This window comes from Bacillus sp. AR8-1, from assembly GCF_008042345.1.
Lineage (GTDB): Bacteria > Bacillota > Bacilli > Bacillales > Bacillaceae_G > Bacillus_A > Bacillus_A cereus.
Genome location: NZ_QNUB01000078.1, coordinates 1 through 2,393, shown reverse-complemented (window position 1 = coordinate 2,393; position 2,393 = coordinate 1). Strand labels below are relative to the sequence as shown.

The window sequence follows — 2,393 nt, the reverse complement described above, 5'->3', positions numbered from 1 at the left end:
CAGTTTTCAAAGAACTACTTAGTCGCTCATTTGCGACTTCCTTATGTTAACATCTTCGTTAGTTAATGTCAACTAAGTTTTTTATTTCGTTTGTCGCTTTCGATGTTAATGTCATCGGCGACTTGTTCTATATTACACTTCATTTGCATAATCGTCAATATGTTTTTTTAAAAACTTTATATTTTATAGAATACATTTACGTAATCAAATTATCTATTTACGCATTTCTTCTATAGTTATATACAAGCACCCCACAGAACTATCTATAGGGTGCTATTCCATCATAAAAGCTATTGTTCTTTTGATGGCACTGAACAACTTCCATCAGTACAAGAAAGATCGCTTCCACCATCTGCTGAAAGTTCCTGTAACTTCGGTGCAGGATTCTCTTCTTCCCACACTTGCTGAAGTGCACCAACAAAAGTTTCAAGTGGTTGTGCACCTGAAATAGCATACTTTTGATTAATAATAAAATAAGGCACTCCCGAAATTTGATATTGCTGAGCAATCGCTTCATCAATTCTAACATCATTTGCGTACGCATTTTTATCATTAATAACATTTAAAGCTTCTTGCTTATCTAAACCTGAGGCTTCAGCGATAATAGCAAGTGTATCCACATCACTTAAATTTTTCGATTCAGTGAAATATGCAAAAAGTAGATTCTCCGTAATCTCCTTTTCTTTTCCATGATTCTTTGCAAACTTCGCAAGACGATGCGCATCAAACGTATTCGTCGGCTTCATCTCATCAAAATTAAAACTTAACCCCATACTAGCTGCATGATTTCCTAGCTGTACGTTATTACGCTTAGCTTCTTCAATACTAATCCCATACTTTGATGCAAGCACTTCATTAATACTTGTTCCAGAGTAAACGGGAGTATTCGGATCCAACTCAAAACTTTTAAACTCAACTTCAACATCCTTCTTATGTGGAAATTGCTCTAAAGCCATCTCTAATCTACGTTTCCCAATATAGCAAAATGGGCATACAAAATCCGACCAAACCTCAATTTTCATATAAACACCTCATTAACATTTAGTTTTCAATCATTGTAGCACTGAGATTAAGGAATTCAAAAGTTTTTGCTCTATCTCCTTCATATAGTACATACAAAAATACACTTATAGCAGACTACCTAATTAACAAAAAAACGATAATCAAAAGGATTAACTATTATCCCTCCGATTATCGTCTATATAAATGCAACAACTTTAATTATGCCGGAATATACTTCCCTACGAACTTCCATACGGTATTCCAATATTTATTCGAATCTACTTTCTCCGCTTCTCCATGCCCAGCACCTGGAACAATTAATTCCTCTTTTTCTACTTTTGCAGCATTATATACTTCATCTAACATTTCAAAAGGAACGAATGTATCAGCATCTCCATGAATGAATAGCATAGGTGTTTTACTTTTCGCCACTTGTTTTACAGCTGAAGCTTCTTCTAAATCATATCCAGCTCTTAATTTTGTAACTGTATTTGCCGCATTCATAACAGGAAACTTCGGCAAGTGGAATAAATCTTTTAGCTGATAAGTAAATTCATCAATAACGGTTGAGTATCCACAATCTTCAATAATAACTTTAACATTAGAAGGTAAATCTTCTCCTGAAGTCATCATTACAGTTGCCCCGCCCATTGAAACACCAAATAGAGCTATTTCAGCATTAGGATCTTTCTTTAAGATTTGTTGAATCCAAATCAAAACATCTTTACGATCATGCCAGCCCATACCAACATAATCCCCTTCACTATTTCCGTGCCCACGAAGGTCTGGTGCTATGACATTATAGCCTTGTTCATAAAAGTTACGAATATATTTCGTCATTTCTGATGCTCTACCATTGTATCCATGAACCACAATTGCCCATTTATGACTAGATGATTCATTCATATATTCATAGCCTTTTAAATTCAATTTATCGAAAGAACGTATAGTTAATGTGTTAGGTTTATACTTCGATACGAAGTTCGCATTCTTTTCTTCATTTGTAGCCAATACATCTCCCGATGCATTTACCGTTTCTACTAAATGAGGATTATCTTGCAAAAATTCTTTTTCTTGTTTCGCATTCAACGCGTAGTTATAAAAATAATTCCCAACTAACATATACACGATTAATAGAAGGACTAAGACTACTATAGTAATTATACCTATCCTTTTCATATTATCTCCTTTTCTAACTTAAATCTTCTTATATTAAAGTACATCAAAAAACAACTGTACTATTTTAACACACCAGTGAATCTTATCTTTAAGAAATAAAATAGAAAATCTTAAATTACATATCAAAAATCACGAAAGAAATCGAATAAAACTTATATAAATATGTAATTAGCTTTGAAAAGAAGTTACAAAATACAAAAAAGACGAGTCAT

2 protein-coding genes are annotated in these 2,393 nt (G+C 33.3%); both read right to left on the bottom strand.

The window, feature by feature from the left end; genetic code table 11:
* Nucleotides 1-290: 290 nt before the first annotated feature.
* Nucleotides 291-1,022, bottom strand: a complete 732-nt coding sequence (locus tag DN400_RS29060) for a DsbA family oxidoreductase (protein WP_000687923.1) — start codon at nucleotides 1,020-1,022, stop codon at nucleotides 291-293.
* Nucleotides 1,023-1,221: 199 nt separating this feature from the next.
* The gene (locus DN400_RS29055; protein ID WP_065229652.1) at nucleotides 1,222-2,181 is read right to left on the bottom strand and encodes an alpha/beta hydrolase; all 960 of its coding nucleotides are present in this window, start codon (nucleotides 2,179-2,181) and stop codon (nucleotides 1,222-1,224) included.
* Nucleotides 2,182-2,393: the final 212 nt, after the last annotated feature.

Coding starts and splice junctions, on each gene's coding strand:
- DN400_RS29060 (WP_000687923.1), bottom strand. CDS start 1,022: ATGAAAATTGAGGTTTGGTCGGATTTTGTATGCCCATTTTGCTATATT.
- DN400_RS29055 (WP_065229652.1), bottom strand. CDS start 2,181: ATGAAAAGGATAGGTATAATTACTATAGTAGTCTTAGTCCTTCTATTA.